The 18,263-nt window shown below is 62.8% G+C and carries 15 protein-coding genes and 1 pseudogene; 8 read left to right on the top strand and 8 right to left on the bottom strand.

Annotated elements, in window-relative coordinates; genetic code table 11:
- Positions 1–269: 269 nt before the first annotated feature.
- Positions 270–1,613, top strand: coding sequence for an IS1380 family transposase (locus HAP41_RS43025; protein ID WP_166053720.1), 1,344 nt, complete (start codon positions 270–272; stop codon positions 1,611–1,613).
- A 166-nt stretch (positions 1,614–1,779) separates the two neighbouring features.
- Here HAP41_RS43025 and HAP41_RS43030 read toward each other — a convergent pair whose 3' ends face one another.
- On the bottom strand, positions 1,780–3,573 hold the full coding sequence (locus tag HAP41_RS43030; protein ID WP_166075672.1) for a potassium/proton antiporter: 1,794 nt from the start codon (positions 3,571–3,573) through the stop codon (positions 1,780–1,782).
- Positions 3,574–3,783: 210 nt separating this feature from the next.
- Here HAP41_RS43030 and HAP41_RS43035 point away from each other — a divergent pair, with 210 nt between their 5' ends.
- Both HAP41_RS43035 and map read left to right on the top strand, forming a co-directional pair.
- Positions 3,784–5,100: a mechanosensitive ion channel family protein gene (locus HAP41_RS43035; RefSeq protein ID WP_166075637.1), complete on the top strand. Its 1,317-nt coding sequence runs from the start codon at positions 3,784–3,786 to the stop codon at positions 5,098–5,100.
- Positions 5,101–5,207: 107 nt separating this feature from the next.
- The gene (gene map / locus HAP41_RS43040; RefSeq protein ID WP_063980716.1) at positions 5,208–6,026 is read left to right on the top strand and encodes a type I methionyl aminopeptidase; all 819 of its coding nucleotides are present in this window, start codon (positions 5,208–5,210) and stop codon (positions 6,024–6,026) included.
- Between the two features lie 72 nt (positions 6,027–6,098).
- On the opposite strand, the gene HAP41_RS43045 is transcribed toward map, so the two are convergent.
- The 3 genes and pseudogenes from HAP41_RS43045 to HAP41_RS43055 form a co-directional block, all read right to left on the bottom strand.
- Positions 6,099–6,821: a 3-oxoacyl-ACP reductase family protein gene (locus HAP41_RS43045; RefSeq protein WP_224580588.1), complete on the bottom strand. Its 723-nt coding sequence runs from the start codon at positions 6,819–6,821 to the stop codon at positions 6,099–6,101.
- Between the two features lie 48 nt (positions 6,822–6,869).
- Complete coding sequence (locus HAP41_RS43050; RefSeq protein ID WP_166075616.1) at positions 6,870–7,436, bottom strand: TetR/AcrR family transcriptional regulator; 567 nt, start codon at positions 7,434–7,436, stop codon at positions 6,870–6,872.
- A 103-nt stretch (positions 7,437–7,539) separates the two neighbouring features.
- Positions 7,540–8,136 (bottom strand): annotated as a pseudogene (locus tag HAP41_RS43055) (bifunctional transcriptional activator/DNA repair enzyme AdaA).
- A 133-nt stretch (positions 8,137–8,269) separates the two neighbouring features.
- On the opposite strand from HAP41_RS43055, the gene HAP41_RS43060 reads away from it, so the two are divergent.
- On the top strand, positions 8,270–9,208 hold the full coding sequence (locus tag HAP41_RS43060) for a DMT family transporter (RefSeq protein WP_166075613.1): 939 nt from the start codon (positions 8,270–8,272) through the stop codon (positions 9,206–9,208).
- Between the two features lie 49 nt (positions 9,209–9,257).
- On the opposite strand, the gene HAP41_RS43065 is transcribed toward HAP41_RS43060, so the two are convergent.
- The gene (locus HAP41_RS43065; protein ID WP_224580587.1) at positions 9,258–9,698 is read right to left on the bottom strand and encodes an antibiotic biosynthesis monooxygenase family protein; all 441 of its coding nucleotides are present in this window, start codon (positions 9,696–9,698) and stop codon (positions 9,258–9,260) included.
- A gap of 417 nt (positions 9,699–10,115) precedes the next feature.
- Between HAP41_RS43065 and HAP41_RS43070 the strand changes: the two genes are divergently transcribed.
- The 4 genes from HAP41_RS43070 to HAP41_RS43085 all read left to right on the top strand — a co-directional run bounded on the left by HAP41_RS43070 (position 10,116) and on the right by HAP41_RS43085 (position 13,946).
- Positions 10,116–10,502: a VOC family protein gene (locus HAP41_RS43070; protein ID WP_166075606.1), complete on the top strand. Its 387-nt coding sequence runs from the start codon at positions 10,116–10,118 to the stop codon at positions 10,500–10,502.
- 100 nt (positions 10,503–10,602) lie between these two features.
- Positions 10,603–11,214: a JAB domain-containing protein gene (locus HAP41_RS43075; RefSeq protein WP_166075586.1), complete on the top strand. Its 612-nt coding sequence runs from the start codon at positions 10,603–10,605 to the stop codon at positions 11,212–11,214.
- 156 nt (positions 11,215–11,370) lie between these two features.
- On the top strand, positions 11,371–12,612 hold the full coding sequence (locus HAP41_RS43080; RefSeq protein WP_166075555.1) for a tyrosine-type recombinase/integrase: 1,242 nt from the start codon (positions 11,371–11,373) through the stop codon (positions 12,610–12,612).
- Complete coding sequence (locus HAP41_RS43085; RefSeq protein ID WP_166075549.1) at positions 12,609–13,946, top strand: PDDEXK nuclease domain-containing protein; 1,338 nt, start codon at positions 12,609–12,611, stop codon at positions 13,944–13,946. Before HAP41_RS43080 ends, HAP41_RS43085 begins: the two co-directional genes overlap by 4 nt.
- Positions 13,947–14,004: 58 nt before the next feature.
- Here the strand turns inward: HAP41_RS43085 and HAP41_RS43090 are convergent, their stop codons facing one another.
- Genes HAP41_RS43090 through HAP41_RS43100 form a run of 3 tightly spaced genes read right to left on the bottom strand, consistent with a single transcriptional unit; the run spans position 14,005 to position 18,161 of the window.
- Positions 14,005–14,556 (bottom strand): hypothetical protein, encoded by a 552-nt coding sequence (locus tag HAP41_RS43090; RefSeq protein WP_166075525.1) that lies wholly within the window; start codon positions 14,554–14,556, stop codon positions 14,005–14,007.
- A gap of 43 nt (positions 14,557–14,599) precedes the next feature.
- The gene (locus HAP41_RS43095) at positions 14,600–16,381 is read right to left on the bottom strand and encodes an ATP-dependent helicase (protein WP_166075520.1); all 1,782 of its coding nucleotides are present in this window, start codon (positions 16,379–16,381) and stop codon (positions 14,600–14,602) included.
- Entirely contained in the window at positions 16,374–18,161 is a 1,788-nt protein-coding gene (locus tag HAP41_RS43100) for an ATP-dependent nuclease (protein ID WP_166075519.1), read from the bottom strand. The genes HAP41_RS43095 and HAP41_RS43100 overlap by 8 nt, the downstream gene beginning before the upstream one ends.
- Between the last annotated feature and the right edge of the window lie 102 nt (positions 18,162–18,263).

Here is an 18,263-nt window from a genome sequence, read left to right on the forward strand (position 1 = left end):
TGCGCAATTGCGCACGGGGGCGGGGCATCCAGTACGCCGCGGCTTCTCGGTTCAATCACAATCGTCTCGGATTACTGGATCGCCCGGTCAAGCCGGGCGATGACAGCGAGGTTGTGGCGGCGGCGCGCAAGCAATGGTGAGCGCTAACCCGTCTTATTCGTCAGAGGGCGCCTGAGAGGCTGGCGAGCGTGGTGTAAAGCGCTGATGCGGCGTAGGATTCGGTTGCAAAGCCAACCCCATCACCTTCAGCCGCGAACACCACGCCCGCCATGACCGACGATACGATTCTGCCCTTCTCGTTTCCAGCCGTTCACGCCAAGAAAGTCACAGCTGCCTTCGATGGCGGTCGGCTGACCTCGAACGGGGGCGTGATGCTTCTGGCGATGGCCGAGCGGCGTCTCGGCTTGGCCGACAATTTGGCCCGGGTGTTCCCGGATCGGCGCGATCCGACGCGGGTCGTGCACAGCCTGGTCGATATGTTCCGCGCGCGCATGTTCGCGATCTGCTGCGGCTACGAGGACGCCGACGACCTCGATCATCTGCGGTCCGATCCCGCATTCAAGCTGGCCTGCGGACGGCTGCCGGACACGGGTCGCGATCTGTGTTCCCAACCGACGCTGTCGCGCCTGGAGAATGCTCCGCGCCTGCGCGACGTGATCCGACTGACCTACACTTTGGTCGACGCATGGATGGATAGCTACCCGCGCGAGCCGGCATCCGTCACGCTCGACATCGATGATACCTGCGATGTCGTCCACGGCCATCAGCAGCTCTCGCTGTTCAACGCTCATTATGACGAACGCTGCTTCCTGCCGATCCACGTCTACGACACGGAGAAGAGCCGGCCCGTGGCGGTCGTGCTGCGGCCCGGCAAGACGCCGGGCGGCGTCGAGGTGCGTGCCCATCTGCGCCGCCTGGTACGGCATATCCGGACGCGGTGGCACAACACGCGAATTACGTTCCGTGGCGACGGGCACTATGCCCGGCCGGAGGCAATGGCGTGGTGCGAGACCAACGGCATCGACTACATCTTCGGTCTGTCCGGCACCAAGCCGCTCGCCAGAAAAGTCGACGCGGTCGCCGACGACATCCGCACGCGACGCGCCATCGAGAACCTGCCGGTTCTGCGCGGCTATACCGAGACGCGCCACAAGGCAAAGTCCTGGGATCGCGAACGACGCACCGTCGCCCGTATTGAGGCGACGATGCTCGGCCTCGACATCCGCTTCGTCGTCACCAGCCTCGATGTCGGCTCGGCCGAGTGGATCTACGACAGCCTGTATTGCGCGCGCGGCCAAGCCGAGAATCTGATCAAGCTGCATAAGACGCAGCTCGCCTCCGATCGCACCAGTTGCCGTTCGGCGCTCGCCAATCAAGTCCGCCTCGTTCTCCATACCGCCGCTTATTGGCTGATGCTGACCGTGCGCGACGCCATTCCCAAAGTCCGGGAATTGGCCACTGCCGAGTTCGCGACGCTGCGTCTTCGGCTCTTGAAAATCGCCGCCCGGGTTGTCGAGACCAAGAGCCGCATTCGCCTTGCGTTCGCCGCGGCATGTCCCGAAGCCGACCTGATCCGCAGCTTGCCCGGCGCGCTGCTGCCGCTCGGTCCTTGACCGGTGGGGCGTCCGCCCGCGTTCACCCAACCCATCCCTCAAGCGCGTTGCAAAGTACCGGTCGTCAGGCGGTGAAAAGCCGAAGGCAATCCTGTGCGCCTCGTCAGCGGAGGTGTGCGGATGCACCAGTCGGACCAAAATACCGCGCTCTCACGAATAGGGCGGGCTAAACCCCCGCCACCGACGTCCACAAATCCGCGAGCTTGCGCCGCAGCGCCTGCCGGCGCGTCAGCGGCGCGGGCGTTTCCTCGTCCTCCGGCAGACGCAGGCCGACGACGTTGACGCGGCCGCCGGAGATGCTGCGCGCGACCAGCACGATCTCGTCCAGCGGCAGCTCGGCGCCCTCCTTCGGCGCGCGGTCGAGATGGACGTCGAAATAGTCGGCGAGGGTCAGCTTGCCGTCATCCTCGCCGACCTTCACGCCGTAGATCTCGGCAAGCTCGGCCAGCGTGTGCTCGCCGGAGACCATGAAGTCGCCGAGCAGATGCGGATCCGGCGCCGAGCTCGGCTGCATGTCGACGAAGAAGCGGTCGAGCGACTCGGCCTTTTCCGGCGGGGCCAGCAGATAGATGTAGTCGCCGGGCGCGATCGGCTCGGCTTCCGTCGGGGTCAAGATGTTCTCATTGCGGATGACCAGCGTCGGCTTGGACCAGGACGGGATCAGACCGCGGCGGAAATACAGGCTCTTGGGCCGCACCGGATAGCCGACAAGTTGCTGCTCGAGCTGGCCGGGCAGATCCAGCTCGACGCGGCGTGGACCACGCTCGGCGCGCGGCAGCGCCACGTGCAGCTTGCGCGCGGCGGGCGCAAGCGTCCAGCCTTGCAGCAGCAGTGAGATGATGACGACGACGAAGGCGACGTCGAAATAAAGATAGGCCTTCGACAGGCCGACCAGCATCGGGATCGACGCCAGGAAGATCGCGACGGCACCGCGCAGGCCGGTCCAGGCGATGAAGATCTTTTCGCGCCAGTTGAAGCGGAACGGCGCCAGGCACACGAACACCGCGATCGGCCGCGCGACCAGCATCAGGACGAACGCAACCCCGACCGCCGGCAGCACGCTCGTGCCGAGCCGGCTCGGCGAAACCAGCAGGCCCAGCAGCACGAACATCACGATCTGCGCCAGCCACGTCGCGGCATCCAGGAATGCCACCACGGAATTATGCGCGCGGGTCGGGCGGTTGCCGATGATGATGCCGGCGAGATAGACCGCGAGGAATCCGGAGGCGTGCATGATCTGCGAGCCGCCGAAGATCACGAGCGCCGCGGTCGTGACAAACGGCGCATGCAGGCCCTGCGGCAGCGCAACCCGGTTGAGCGCGACGACGACGAGACGTCCCCCGAGGAAGCCGACGACGGCGCCCAGCACCGCCTCCTGGATGAACTCCATCGCCACATGGCCCGCCGAGCTCGATCCCAGCGAGATGTATTCGACCAGCATCAGGGTGAGGAAGATCGCGAAGGGATCGTTGGTGCCGGATTCGGCCTCCAGCGTCGCACCGACGCGCGGGCGCAGGCGCAGGCCCTGGGTGTGCACCAGCAGGAACACCGCGGCCGCGTCGGTCGAGGCCACGACGGCACCGACCAGCAGCGATTCCGTCCAGTTGAGATCGAGCGCGTATTTGGCGAACGGCGCCGTGATCAGCGCGGTCAGAAGCACCCCGACGGTCGCGAGCACAACGGACGGCGCGAGCACGGTGCGGATGCTGGCAAAGCGCGTCTTCAGGCCGCCGTCGAACAGGATCAGGGCCAGCGCCACCGAGCCGACCAGATAGGTGGTGCGGACGTCGTCGAACTGAAGCTGCCCGGGGCCAGAATCGCCCGCGAGCATGCCGATGGCAAGGAAGACGAGCAGCAGGGGCGCGCCGAAGCGCAGAGCAAGCAGGCTCGACAGGATACCGGCCATGACGAGGACGGCGCCGAGCAATATGGCGAGGCTGACAGAGTCGAGGGAAGCCATCCACCTTCCGGGTAAAAATCGCTGGAATTGCATCCTTATCGTCGGCAGACTCCCACGCCAACCCATTTTCTCCCACTCGCGGCAATCTGCCCGTATTTTGCGGCCTTAACGCGCTTCACTTAGCGGTGTATCGATGGCCCGGCGGCGCCCTTTGTGGAATTCTGCGCCGCCCTCGAATCAAATCCTCCCGCCTGCTTGCCGACGAGACCGATGGACATGGACCTCAAAGACTTCATGGAGTTCGTGCAGACCACCGCGCGCAGCGTCGGGGCGGAAATCTCCTCACCCTGGTTCTACCTGCAATTCGGCCTGATCCTGGCCGCGGCCGGCATCGCCTATGCCGCGGAAGCCGGGGTCCGCAACCGCGTCGACATGACGTCGCTGGCGATACACTGGCCGCTGCCGCTCCGGCACTTCGCCCGGGTGATGGTGTCGAGCGCCTCGACGGCGGTGTTCACCCTGATGGTGATCCTCTCCCGCGTGGTGATGTATCACGCGACCTGGCCGAGCCGCAGCTATCTCCTGATGGTCGCCGCCAAGCTGGGACTGGCCTGGCTTGCGATCCGGCTCGTGACCTCGGTGCTGCGCAACGCCTTCATCGTCAAGCTGGTGTCGATCTCGGCGTGGTTCGTCGCGGCGCTGTCCATCATCGGACAGCTCGACACGACGGTCGACCTGCTCGATTCCTTTGCGATCGTGCTCGGCGGCCTGCGGCTGACGCCGCTGCTGGTGATCAAGGCCGGCGCGCTCCTGCTCATCGCGCTCTGGGCAACCAACATCGCCAGCAATTTCGCCGAGAGCCGGATCAACTCGACCACCGATCTGACCCCGTCGGTGCAGGTGCTGCTGGTCAAGATCATCCGGATCGGGCTGCTGGCCATCGCAATCGTCATCGCGCTCGGCGCGGTCGGTATCGATCTCTCAGCGCTTGCGGTGTTCTCCGGCGCGGTCGGCGTCGGCATCGGTATCGGCCTACAGAAGATCGTCGCCAACTTCATCTCGGGCATCATCCTGCTCGCGGACAAGTCGGTGAAGCCGGGCGACCTCGTCACCATCGGCGACAATACCGGGCGCATCAGCGCGATGAAGACGCGCTATATTTCCGTCGCCGCCGGCGATGGCCGCGAATTCCTGGTGCCGAACGAGGACCTGGTGACGCAGAAGGTCGTCAACTGGACCTATACCGACAAGAACACGCTGGTGAAGATCGCCTTCGGCACCAATTACGACGCCGACCCGCGGCTGGTTTGCAAGCTCGCCGCGGAGACCGCGGCCGCCCATCCCCGCGCGCAGAAGGGCAAGCCGCCGAACAGCATCCTGACCGAGTTCGCGGAAGCCGGGATGAAGTTCTCGCTGACCTTCTGGATCGCGGACCCCGACGGCATGGATGGCGTCAAGAGTGACGTGATGCTGGCGCTATGGGAGGCCTTCAAGCGCGAGGGCACCCGGGTTCCCTATCCCGTCCGCGAGATTCGCGTCCGGGGCGGCGCCCTGCCGGTGGAAACCACCGTAGAAGTCCCGAATTAGGCCCTGTTTCGGGCGCAAGAGCCACGCCTGACTTGCATGAAGGCCCGTGATCATTAGATTATGGTCCTGAAATCAAGCCCTTCCGCCGACATCGAGACCAGCCCCGCATGAGCTACGTCGAAGCCTCCGATACCTCCCTGCGCAAGACCGGACAGATCAAGCTGCACGGGCCGAGCGCTTTTGCCGGCATGCACAAGGCGGGCGCGCTGGTGGCGAAGTGCCTCGACGAGCTCACCGACATCGTCGGGCCCGGCGTGCCGACCGAGCGCATCGACCAGTTCGTCCGCGACTTCGCGTTCAGCCACGGCGCCTATCCGGCGACGCTGATGTATCGCGGCTACCGCTACTCGACCTGCACCTCGCTCAACCACGTGGTCTGCCACGGCATGCCCGGTGACCGTCCGTTGAAGGAAGGCGACATCGTCAACATCGACGTCACCTTCATCGTCGACGGCTGGTACGGCGATTCCAGTCGGATGTATGCGGTCGGCCCGATCGCCCGCAAGGCCGAGCGGCTGATCGAGGTGACCTATGAGGCGATGATGCGCGGCATCGCCGCGGTCAAGCCGGGCGCCACCACCGGCGACATCGGCCACGCCATCCAGAGCTTCGTCGAGCCACAGGGCATGAGCGTGGTGCGCGATTTCTGCGGCCATGGCCTGGGGCGCATGTTCCACGACGAGCCGAACATCATCCATATCGGCCGGCCCGGGGAAGGCGTTCAGCTCAAGCCCGGCATGTTCTTCACCATCGAGCCGATGATCAATCTCGGCAAGCCGCACGTGAAGATTCTCTCCGACGGCTGGACCGCGGTGACCCGCGACCGCTCGCTGTCGGCGCAGTTCGAACACTCCGTCGGGGTGACCGCGACGGGCGTCGAGATCTTCACGCTGTCGAAACGGCACGGCGAGACGCAGATCGGGTGATGCCCGGCTGGACCGCGATGCGATCCTGCCATCCTGTTCGCCGGCGACGATCCGTCGTCAGAGGCGGACCTCTTACAGCACGTAGCCACCATCGATGGTGAGGCTGGCGCCGGTCATATAGCCGGATTCCGGGCCCGCCACATATGACACCAGCGCGGCGATCTCGCCGGGCTCACCGACGCGCTTCAACGGAACGATCTCTTTCAGCCGCGACACCATCGTGGCCGTCATGTCGGTCTCGGTCGGGCCCGGCTGGACGTTGTTGACCGTGATCCGGCGAGGCGCCAGGTCGAGCGCAACGCCGCGGACCAAGGAGGCAACGGCGGCCTTGGTCATGGCATAGACGCTGCCTCCCGGCGTCCCTGTCCGGATCGCCGTGTTGCTCCCGATCGTGATGATGCGGCCGCCGTCACGCATCTGCCCGGCTGCCGCCTGGATGGCCAGAAAGACGCCGCGGATATTCACATCGAGAATGAGGTCGAGGTCTTCCAGGCTGAACTGCTCGACGGGACCGAGACGGAGAATGCCCGCGTTGACGACGACCGCATCAAGCACCCCAAGCCGGCTCACGGTCTCGGCGACGGCCGCGCGGATCGCGGCGGGATCGGCGCTATCGGCCTTGATCGCGACGGCCTTGCGGCCAGCGTTCTCGATCGCGGCCACGATTTCGGCGGCACTGTCCGGTCGCGACACGTAGGTGAGCGCGATATCGAACCCGTCCTGTGCGAGACGGACCGCGATCGCGGCGCCAATGCCGCGCGCTCCACCAAACACCAATGCGATTTTACTGCTCACTTGCTCTCTCCTTATTTTGAACAATCGTTCCAGCTTCGATCAAAAAAATTACCCGAGGGCGCGCAGTGCGATGGCGCCGAGCGCCCGTAATTGGCGCGGCCTGGCGCCACCGCGCGCGGCGATTCGAATGCCGGCAACATTCGCCAGCAGAAACTCGGCTGCGTCGTCGGAGTCGAGATCCCGCGCCACGTCGCCGTCGGCCTGCGCTTCGCGTAAGCGTTTCGAAACGGCGGCCTGGAGCGCGCGGCCTGACGCCGCATGGATGCTGGTGAGGTCATCCCGCGAGCGGCCGAATTCGCTGATCGAGCCGATGCCCAGGCAAGCCTCGTTCGCGTCGCGAACGACGCGGTCGATCATCGCCCTGAGGCCGTCAATGGCGCGCGGCGGCGCCCGCAGCGCGGCAAGATGGGCTTCGACCTCGCTGGCCGCGTAGCGGCGCACCGCTGCGCAATAGAGTTGCCATTTGTCGCCAAACGTATCGTAGATGCTCTGGCGGCCGATCCCCATGGCGTCGACAAGCATCGGCGTCGAGGTTCCCTCGAAACCGTGCTCGCGAAACGCACCGATCGCGGCATCGAGCGCTTCGTCCTGATCGAATTCCTTGGTCCTGGCCATGACACGACAATAGTTATTCTGGAACGAATAGTCAATTATAAAATGCGGCGGCATTGCCCGCGACACTGCGGGAAGCAGATCGGGTGATGTCCGGCCCCGCGCCCTAGCGGTGGCGGCGGAATGACGACGGCGGCCGCTTGTAGGTCGCGACAAATGCATCGTTGAATCTGCGAACGCTGCCGAAGCCGGCGGCGAAGGCGATCTCCGCCAATGTCATACTGGTCTGGTCGATCAGACGCTTGGCTTCCTGCACGCGGCGGGTCGCGGCGATCTCGCTCGGGCTCGCACCGGCGTGGCGCATGAACAGGCGGAGCAGATGGCGCGGTCCGACTCCCAGGACTTCCGCAAGGTCCATCATCGGCGCGCGATCCAGGAATCCGTCATTGATCAGGCGCATCCCGCGCGCGACGGTGGTGGCCGTTCCCATCCAGGCCGGCGATCCCGGCGCGGTTTCCGGCCGGCAGCGCAGGCACGGGCGAAAGCCGGCGCGCTCGGCGGCAGCGGCGGTCGCATAAAAGGTGACGTTCTCGGAGCGAGCGGGGCGAACCGGTCAGACCGGCCGGCAATAGATGCGCGTCGAGCGAACGCCGGAGAAGAACAGCCCGTCGAACGCGCGTGCCCGCGCCAGCCGCGCCCGATCGCAGGTCTCCCAATCGAGATGCGGTGGCAGCGTCTGCCGATGCGCCAAGCCTGTCGCCATGACGAAATCATAGTTTCAACGCAGCCCGCCGAGTAGCTGGAATCGGACTCGGTCGGGCGATGAGGTCCGAATCCAGCCAGCCTGCGCCACCACGCCGGATCATGGTCCCGGTCCATCCCGGAGCAGATTCGCAATGCACGCGCAGGCGCAACAAACGACGTCAGGACAAACCACCCTCACATTCGAGATCGGGCTCCTGCTCCTCCTCTCACTGATCTGGGGCAGCTCGTTCACGCTGATCAAGGTCGCAATCCCGACAATCCCGCCATTCACGATGGTCGCCGCGCGCGTGACGATCGCGGCCATTCTCCTGATCGCGATCGCGCGCGCTCAAGGGCACGCTCTTCCGGCCCGGGGACCGGTGTGGGCGGCTTTCTTCGTGCAGGGGCTGCTGCAGAGCGCGCTGCCGTTTACCCTGATCAGCTGGGGCGAGATGCATATCGCAAGCGGTCTCGCCGGCGTGCTCAATGCGACCCCGCCGATGTTCGTGCTCGCGATCGCGATGATGACCGGACGCGGGCGACAGGCGATCAGCAGCCGGAAGATCATCGGCGTCGCGCTCGGTCTTGCGGGCGTCGCGGTGACGATCGGCATCGATGCGCTGTCCGCCTTGGGCACGACGGCCCCGCTGGCGCAGGCCGCCGTGCTCGGCGCAAGCCTCTGCTACGCGCTCGCACCGATATGGGGGCAGCGGTTCTCCGGCTTTCCCGCCACCGTCACGGCGGCCGGTGCCATGAGCTGTGCCGCGATCCTCATGGTCCCTGCCGCACTCGTCCTCGAGCGACCCTGGACGCTGGCACCGACTTCGCACGCGGTCGCGGCCGTCGTCAGCCTCGCGGTGATCTGCACGGCGCTCGCGATGGTGATCTATTTCCGCCTGATCCGCACGCTCGGCCCACTCGGCACGACCAGCGGCAGCTATCTGCGCGCCGGCTTCGCGGTGGCGCTCGGCACGGCATGGCTTGGCGAACGCTTCACCTGGTCGGCCCTTGCAGGCATGACGCTCATTCTCGCCGGGGTCATCGCCATCACGATGCCCCTGCCGGCGCGGCAGCGTGGTCTCGAACAGTGAGAGCGTCAGCGGGGCGGTCTCTTGGACCGCCCCGAACCGCCGTTACCGATCAGGCGTGATTGACCTCGACGACCTCGCACAGGATCGTCTCGGCCTTCGACAGCGCCGCAAGGCTCCGGATGTACGGCGCAAATCGCGGATCCCGGCGAAAATTCTCGATGTCCCCCGCGCTTGCCCATTGCGAGTAGTTGATCGCGCGCCGGCCCTCCTTGCTGGAGTGGACGCTGGACGAGATGAACCCGGGCTGCTTGCTGAAGAAGGCCTCGGTGCCCTCCTTCAGCAACTGAACCAGCTTTTGCTGGTTGTCCGGCTCGACCGTGAAAACGTTGACGAGGGTCGTGACGTCGCTACCGGTGCGAATGGTCGCTTCCATTTTCGAACTCCTGTTCTGGCTGTGGGACGGCGCCGCTTGCGCGACGAGCAAGACGCCCGCTCCGAGGCCGGTGGCAACGAAGGCACGACGCGACGGCTCAGGTCTGGTCCGGGACATTGATATTCTCCTGTTGCGGAAGATCGGCTGGCCACTCGACCGGCCAACAGCGCTGAGACGAACGAGGCAGCAGAACGAAGACAGCTGGTGTGAAATTTTTTCTCGACGGCTCAATCGCCCCGAGCGTAGGCGGCGCCGGGAATCCGGGCCGGCAACATCCTGACCGGCGCCCGGCGTTGCCGATGTGCGCGAACTCTGCTACCCGGAGCGCGCCGAAAAAGGCATGGCCGGATTGGTAAGCCCGGCCTGTTCCTGACTTGCCAGGAATTCTGCCACCGTCCCCACGGTAGGACCCACGGCCGGACAGAGTGACGCGATCGTCACGCTGCTCGGCGGGTCATGTCGTCGTATCAACTCGGCCGCCGCTCAGTGTGGAATCTCGTTCCGTCCGTTCCTTCACCTGAACGGAGAGCACCTATGCGACTGCAACATCTCAACCTCGTGACCTCGGACGTCATCGCGCTTGCCGCCTTCTTCGAGCGCTTCTTCGGCTTTGCACCCTATGCGGCCCGCGGCGAAGCCCTCGTCGTCCTGCGCAACAAGGAGGATTTCGTCCTGACCGTGATGCGCGGCAAGACGGGTGAGCCGGCCGACTACCCCGCCAATTTCCATATCGGCTTCTATTACGACGAGGCCGCCGAGGTGGAAGCCAAGCACGCCGAGCTAAAGGCCGCGGGCCTCAACCCGAGCAGGATCGCCTTCATGGACCGTGGCGGCGGCGTCCGCGTCCCGCACTTCTATGTCACCGCGCCGGGCCATGTCCTGGTCGAGGTCTGCACCCCGCCGGGAGGGCTTTCGTCGTAGGCAGACGACGAGGACCCCGGCGGCCGCGCCAATGGGCGAGCCGCCGGGGCCGGACACTTCCCGGTTGCAAAACGCGCGCCGTCCGGCATGGTTAGGCCTGATGCCCGCCAAGACCGACCACGACAAGAGCAAGCCCGAGGACACGCCGCACTATCACGGCCATCGCGAGCGGCTGCGCGAGCGCTTCTACGGCGCGGGCGCGGATGCGCTCAGCGACTACGAGCTGTTGGAGATGGCGCTGTTTCCGGCGCTGCCGCGGCGCGACACCAAGCCGCTGGCAAAGACGCTGATCAAGACCTTTGGCTCGTTCGCCGAGGTCGTGCACGCGCCGGTGGCGCGGCTGCGCGAGGTCGACGGCATCGGCGAAGCCGCGATCCACCAGCTCAAGCTGATCGCGGCCGCAACGCATCGCGTCGCCAAGGGCGAGGTCAACAGCCGCAACGCGCTGTCGTCCTGGAACGAAGTGATCGACTATTGCCGATCCAGCATGGCGTTTTCAGACAAGGAGCAATTCCGCCTGCTCTTCCTCGACAAGCGCAACCAGCTCATCGCCGACGAGGTGCAGCAGACCGGCACCGTCGACCACACCCCGGTCTATCCACGCGAGGTGATCAAGCGCGCGCTGGAGCTGTCGGCGACCGCGCTGATCCTGGTGCACAACCACCCCACTACCCCCTCGATGATCACGCTGGATCACGCTGAATACCGCTGAATCACCAATGGAATAGCGGCTTTTTGCCCGTTGAGTACAAGGGGCGGCTATGGCAAATTGGGAGCGGTTAGAGGGGTTGAAAGCGGCTTTCCGATCCCAGCAAACGATCCCCGTTTCTCCTCGACCGATCCCAGTTGCGGAACAGCAGGAAACGCTATGCCAAGCCTGACCGACACCGCGATCCGACATGCGTTGAAGCGGGTTGAGCTAAGTCAGAAACAGGAGAATCTTGCCGACGGCGAAGGGCGCGGCACCGGTCGCCTCGTGCTTGTCCTCAAGCCTATGCCGAAACGCGTCACCGCTGACTGGATGGCGCAGCAATGGCGCGACGGGAAGCGGACCAAGAAGAAGCTCGGCGCTTACCCCTCCATGTCGCTCGCCCAGGCGCGAGAAATCTTCAAGCGCGACTTTGCTGACGTGATCCAAAAGGGCCGAAGCATCAAGATCGCGACCGACACCCGTCCTGGCACAGTGGCCGATCTTTTCGAGGGTTATGTCGCGTCGCTCAAGGATGCGGGCAAGCCATCCTGGAAGGAAACGGAAAAAGGCCTCAACAAGATCGCCGATACGCTCGGGCGCAACCGCCTCGCCCGCGAAATCGAGGCCGAGGAAATCGTAGAGCTGATCCGTCCGATTTACGAGCGCGGTGCCAAATCAATGGCCGACCATGTGCGGTCCTATCTCCATGCCGCTTTTAGCTGGGGCATGAAGTCCGACAACGACTATCGGCAGCAGTCTTCTCGACGCTTCCGCCTCCCCTTCAATCCGGCAACCGGCATTCCTACCGAGCCGAAGGTCCAGGGCACGCGCTGGCTCGACGAAGACGAGTTTGTGCAACTCTATCGCTGGCTGAACCACCCCGACACGCCGGTTCACCCCTCCTATCCCCGCGCGGTGCAACTCATCATGCTGACCGGCCAGCGCGTCGAGGAGATAGCGCGGTTCCATGTAGATCAATGGGACGCCAAGGAGCGGATCATCGACTGGTCAAAGACCAAGAACCTCCAGCCGCACGCCGTCCCTGTGCCATTGCTCGCCGCCGAACTGATCGAATCGATCAAGCCGAACGAGTACGGCTGGTTCTTCCCCTCCGCCAAGGACCCATCCAAACCTGTCAGCCATGGCACTCTGTATAGCTTCGTCTGGCGGCAGCGAGATCGCGGCGTGATTCCATATGCGACAAACCGCGACCTCCGACGTACATTCAAGACGCTCGCCGGCAAGGCAGGCGTCCCGAAGGAAATCCGCGATCGCCTTCAGAACCACGCGCTACAAGATGTCAGCTCCAAGCACTACGACCGTTGGCACTATATGGTCGAGAAACGCGCTGGCATGGCGAAATGGGACAAGTTCGTCCGTGCCATGCTCGCCAAGAAGCGCCTGAAGCGGGCCGCATGACATCTCGTCCGCCCAAACGCACACCTGGCAGCGCCAAGCCCGCCGCAGGCATCGATCCACAGATCTACGCGACCTTCGTCAGCGATCTAAAACGGAAGATCGTTGAGGCGCGGCATCGCGCCAGCCTGTCCGTCAACCGCGAACTGATCCTGCTCTACTGGACGATCGGCCGCGACATTCTCGCCCGGCAGGAGCGTGAGGGCTGGGGAACGAAGGTCATCGACCGGCTCGCCGATGACCTTCGCCAGGCCTTTCCGGAAATGACCGGCCTTTCCGCCCGAAACCTGAAATATATGCGCTCCTTCGCCGAGGCCTGGCCCCACGGCGGTTTTGTGCAACAGGTTGTTGCACTATTGCCTTGGGGCCATAACGTGCGCCTTCTCGACGCTATCAAGGCGCCCGAGGAACGGGCCTGGTACGCCCGGCAGGCGATCGAGCACGGCTGGAGCCGGAACGTTCTCGCTCATCAAATCGACAGCAATCTGTTCGCTCGTCAAGGCAGCGCATTGACCAACTTCTCGCGCACCCTTCCGGCTGAACAATCCGAGCTCGCCCAACAGATTCTCAAGGACCCATATGCATTTGACTTCCTCGCGCTTGGTCCGGAAATGCTGGAGCGCGATCTCGAGCGTGGCCTGATCGAGCATCTGCGACTGCTGATCCTGGAGCTTGGCAAGGGTTTCGCCTTCGTCGGCAGCCAATATCACCTCGAGGTTGGTGGCCAGGATTATTACCTCGACCTCCTATTCTATCATCTCCGCTTGCGCTGCTACGTGGTGATCGAGCTGAAGATCGAGGATTTCAAACCCGAGTTTGCGGGCAAGATGAACTTTTATCTATCGGCCGTGGACGATCAATTGCGCCATCCCCATGACAAGCCCACCATCGGCATCATCCTATGTAAGGGGCGCAACGAGGTCATCGTGGAATATGCGCTCCGGGATTCCAGTAAGCCGATGGGCGTGGCTCAATATCAGCTGTCCCATGCTCTTCCGCCTCAGTTTGCAGGGGACCTTCCGACGGTCGAGGAGTTTGCACGCGAGTTCCCGCTGATGTCAGTGATGAAGCTTCGCATCGAGATCGAACGGGCGCTCCGCGACCTCGCCGTGGCAAAGGGTATCGCGGCGAACCGACCGGTCGGCATCATGAATATGCTACGAGACCTACAAAGGCACGGGATCGCGCCGTCCAGCACCCAGGAGATGCTCAGGGCTATTCGGGTCATGAACGAGGCCTCGCATGGGGTTGACGTCGACGCAGACGCTGCAAAGCAGGCCGTTGCTATCGGCACAATCTTCGTGGCCGAGCTCAGGGAGATAGGAACCGGTGACTGACATCTGAGCTACCAGGTTCCGAATACTAGGAGCAGCCCCCCCAAGCGGAGCACAACTCTTAGCGAATCTGTCGCACCGACCGCATGACGCTCTCTGCGATACTGAGGCTTAGGCCCATATCGAGGCATAGCTTGAAGAACTCCTCCGGCGCGTCGGAAACATCGAGGTGACGCTGCCTTGTCAGATCCCGAGCAAATTTCCCGATTGGCACGACATCGCTCGACGTCACCCATTTTGGATTACCGACCTTCGCCTCAAATTTGGCGATGACGTCATCGGGAAGTTCAGGACCGAACAAGAAGTATCTCAGGTACGGAATAAAATGAGGGTGCGTGTAAATCTCGGTTCCCGTGCACCCGTTGCGCTCGAATAGTCCTTTTCGAGAAGCTTTAATCCGGCCGAAATTGTACCGAGGATCATTCCAGTAGTTTAGCCTTTGTAGCGGCACCGCCTTGCGCTCGCTCAAAGAACCCAAGAGCGCCAGGATGGGCTCTTTGTTGGCGTTGTAGGACGCATGCCCCTCAGCATGATCGTGGTGCGAAACGCGAAGATTGATCCTTTGAAGAAACTCGGCTTCGCCCTCGCTGAGATCAATATGATATTTCTTCACTTTCCCTCTCTTTTCGATGCTTGGCCCATTCTGTGAGGCGTTCCTAGTCACGCTGGCTTCTCTGATAGAGTTCAAAGACCCATGGCGAATGGTGGTGCTCCTGATACACCAAGCTGAGATGCTTCTTCGGCCGCGTCACACCGACGTAGAATAATCTCCTGGCCTCGCGAAGCCCGGCCGGAGTGCGCCTATCGCGTTCGCTTGGAATGTCGCTGGCGTTGACGCCGTACATGACGACGGCGTCGAACTCTCTGCCCTTGGCGCTATGAAGCGTGCTGAGATTTACGCGCCCCGCTCCCTCGACGCGCCCTGCGAAGTGGGCCAGCGAAAGATCGAGGTCTCGTGCCGGATGAGTGTTAGTGATCATCTCGGCGCAGATATGCCATTCTTCTTCCGAGTTTCGGGCGACGGCGCGCCAAGGCGTTACGATTTCTCGCTGGAAGCGCTCCAGCCACAAATTCGTCGTCTCCTCGCTCCCGATCGAGGCATTGAGGAATGTCATGAGCTGCGCGGATAAGTCTCGACGCTCGCGTTCGCTGGGATGACGCCCGAATACGAGCGCAACAGCCTGCGACAGAAGCCGCGCATAAGGTGGATCAGCGTCTCTCCATCCCCCGGTCACCCAGCGGGCACAATCTTCAATGAACCGTGCGAGGCGCGAGTTTCGTCTAACGAGGGCGTTGGTGTCTGTTCGGACAAAGGGAATGCCGGCTTCCTTCAGCGCATTCGCGACCTTGTCGCCAAGCCACGCCGCTCGATAGAGGATCGCGATTTTCCCAAGCTCAAACCCTTGTTCGACGAGCTTTGGGATTATCGTGACGGCAATGGCTTCGGCCTGCGAGTCGTGACCATAGGGGACGTACCAAAAGCTCAGATCCCCCTCGGGGGCGCCATCGACACCGCGATAATCCCGCTCTTCGCCCAGCGCGCCCAGCGATGCGCGAATGATCTTGCCTCCCGAACGGTAATTGAAACGCAGCCTGATGGTCCGCACATCAGCGCGCCGGGTTAGGCTTTCGAGCAATTCAGGATTGGCACCGGTAAAGGCGTAGATTGATTGGTCGGCATCGCCGACGGCGAAGAGCCGGATTCCGCCCTCAAAACACAGGAGTAGGACGAGCTCATGCAGCGCGTGGCCGAGATCCTGGTACTCGTCCACAAAAAGCACCGGAAACCGTGCGCGCAGAGCGTCCCGAATCCAGAGATGTTCTTTGATCATGCGATAGGCGAGAAGCGGCATATCGTCGAAATCAAGCAATCCCTGTCGGCGCAGTTCTGCCTCATAGGCCTCGATGAAAGCCGCCAGTTCCGGATTTCGCCCCCGCCACTCGGACCGTGAGCGATCGACGTCGCGCTTGCGCTTCTCGGACGCGAACTCCCACCGTCGGTGCGGATCATCGCCGCCATTGATGACGTCCCGGTACGCCACTTCCACCGCAGCTCTCGCTTCCAATCGCGTCGCGACCCTGAAATTAGGTGGAAGGCCCGTCGGCACGCAGCGGACATAAGGACCAATCACTTGGCTGAGCGCGAAGCCGTGCACCGTACCGATGAAGGCGCGCTCGCCGGGAGTAACACCGAGACGGGCAAGACGTGTTTCGAGTTCGATCGCACACTCGTTGTTGTAGGTGATGCAGGCGACGCCTCGCGGTTCGACCACCTCCTGTGCCAAGACCCGCGCTATAGCCGTCGTCAGGGTTTTGGTCTTCCCGCTTCCAGGCCCCGCCAGCACGATACAATGCCCGGCTTCAGCGACCGCGGCCGACTGTTCCGGGTTCGCTTGGAGCTCAGCCAGGGCCTGACGAAGCGCCCGATCACTAGACATGAGCAATCAGTCCAATGACCGCGTTGATTGCGTTTTCGATATAAGTAGGCGGCTTGAGGCCAACGGCCTTCTTCGAAAGGCGTGCGCCGAGCCTGCCCTTGCCGATATCTGCGATCATTGCAAGCAATTGTGCGGCATCGACTGCCGTACCAGCTCGCCAAGCGGCGATGCGCCGACTGCGCGCGGAGCCGAAGTCCTGCTCACTCAGGATATCGAGCAGCGGGTTCAGCAATGTTGGCGTGTTCGCAATAGAGACCTCGAAGGTCTGTTCGTTGAGAAAAATGCTGGATTTTGCAGCGCCCGCGCTGAACGCCGCATGGTCCATTGCTTCCCACGGTGCTAGTTGCTCGGTCGTCAGGAGAGGCTGGCCGCGAACCGCAAGCATGTCCTGCCAGAGATCGAGTGTGCGCTTCTTTCCCAGAGGAGGCTTGGTTCCATCGAGAGGGTCCCAGTCGGTGATCACACTGTAAGGAAGCTTCAGTGCTTCAGCGAGCTTCACATAGGGGCGGAAGTTGGCCCCGCCGACGTTGCAGACCGAGATCCCAAGCTCGTCCAGGGAATGACCGAGTGACGAGGCGAAGATGGGCAAGAGCGCCTCCTCTGCGTCGCCCTCGATGAAAATGGCACCTCGGGCGAACAGCAGTTCGGCGCGCGTCGCATTGAGGTAGGTTTCAAGATCGTCGATTTCGTCCGAAGTTACCGGCAAGTTCGCGAGGGAGAACGCCTGGGTCGCCCCACCTTGCTTCTTCAACTGGACGATTGAGCGCAACGGAGTGACTGCTGCCAAAGTCGGCGAGTGGCTGGTGACGATCATCGCCTGGGACGGGTCGACGTTGCCCAACAGTTTCTTGAAAACGGATCGCTGCAGCTGCGGGTGAAGATGGGCCTCGGGCTCCTCGATACACAGGAGCGAGAAATTTCGTTCGTTTTTCTTGCGGCGCCATGAAAACTCCGCGAGCTTCAGAGCCAGCAGCGCCACGTTGGCCGATCCAAGGCTGGCATCCCCAATGCCACGCTTCCCGTTGTCGATGAACATCGCAATCGCCCTAAACAGGCGCAGCGGGTCAGTTGGTGCGAATCTCAAGCGAGCGTCGATGTCATGCGCTTTTCCGGAGAGATGGAGGATGCCCGACCGCAACTCATCTTCCAGCGTCTTGATCGTCGGAAACGTTTCGAGCGTCTTGGTCGCCTTGTCGAGCTCGGTAGCTACAGCGTCGATATCCGTGCGGCTGATTCCGGAAACGGCATCCTCGAGGAGAGGGCGCAATGGCGAACTACGCCAGTTCCCCAACTGCCCTTCAGCATCTCGCAAAGCGTCGAGCAATTCGATCGCGATGCGGCGCCGGACCCTGCTGGGAAGCGAACGGGTTTCATCGCCACCTCCGAAAACGATAAACTCACAATCGGCGCTGGATTGTGGAGCGCCGGTAACCTCAGGCTTTTTGCGGAAGACGTAGCTGAGTTGCGCGATCGTTGGATCATGTGACGCGCGGAAATCGGTCAGAATCGCGGTCAGGGCCATATCCGTCGCGAAATCTGAAAGCTCCAGATGTACCTCGATCGGCGCGCTGAAATCGGCCGGCCCTCCATCCCAAAAGTCGGTCAGCTTCAGCTGCCTGGCCGAGTCAGGCAGGGTGGGATCGAGTATGAGCTGGATTGCAAACAGAAGATTGCTTTTTCCGACTCTATTCTGGCCAAGCAACACGACATTGCCAGACAGAGGAATATCGATAGATTGGAAGTTTCTGAAGTTTCTTATGCTCAACTTGCTTAGACGCATTACGCCCCCCAGACCCTGTGTCTCTTTATTAGCCTAACATTTCGGTAGATCGAGAGCCTGAGCAATCATCGAGACTCGATCGAATATAGCGTAACGTAAGCA

This window comes from Bradyrhizobium barranii subsp. apii (assembly GCF_011516635.5).
GTDB classification, from domain to species: domain Bacteria; phylum Pseudomonadota; class Alphaproteobacteria; order Rhizobiales; family Xanthobacteraceae; genus Bradyrhizobium; species Bradyrhizobium barranii.